A 578-nucleotide genomic window follows, 5' to 3' on the forward strand; every position below is an offset into this window, starting at 1 on the left:
ACGTCGGGCCGCACCACCGCGAGGTCGGCGCGCCCGTCCTGGAGCGCCGCGGCGCTCTCGCGCACGTCGTCGAAGGGCAGGATCTTGAACCGGACGGCCTTGCCGCCGGCGTCGAGGGCGTCGGCGTAGGCCCTGATCAGGCCGGGCTCGGTCCCGTCGCGTGGGGCCACCGCGATGACGAGCGTCGTCGCCTGGGCCAGGTAGACGGCAACAGCTCCGGCCGCGACGAGGCCCGCGATGGCGACGGCGGCGAGTGTGCCGCGCGTGAACAGCCAGGGCGGGATCGTCGGCATCGGGGCGATGGGTCCATGAGCTGGACGACCGCGTCCGCGACCGCCTCAACACGCGGCGTGCGGCATCGGCTCCGTCCAGTCGCCTGCCGACGGCACGGATCGAGAGAACGTGATGGATCTCGCGCCGGTCAGCCGACCGTCGAGGACGCCGCTTCCGGCGAGGGCACCTCGGCGCCCGAGGCGCCACAGCCGAGGACGACGGCCTTCCGGAAGGCCGCGCGCTGCTCGGGCGCCGGCATCGCAAGTTAGCCGTCGATGGCGGCGCGGACGCGGGCGGCGGCGGCC

The 578-nt window shown here is 75.1% G+C and carries 1 pseudogene; it reads right to left on the bottom strand.

What is annotated here, in order from left to right:
- Nucleotides 1-293: pseudogene (locus FV222_RS28655) on the bottom strand (C4-dicarboxylate ABC transporter substrate-binding protein); the annotation flags it as partial.
- Between the last annotated feature and the right edge of the window lie 285 nt (nt 294-578).

Source organism: Methylobacterium sp. WL103 (genome assembly GCF_008039885.1).
Classification (GTDB): Bacteria; Pseudomonadota; Alphaproteobacteria; order Rhizobiales; family Beijerinckiaceae; genus Methylobacterium; species Methylobacterium cerastii.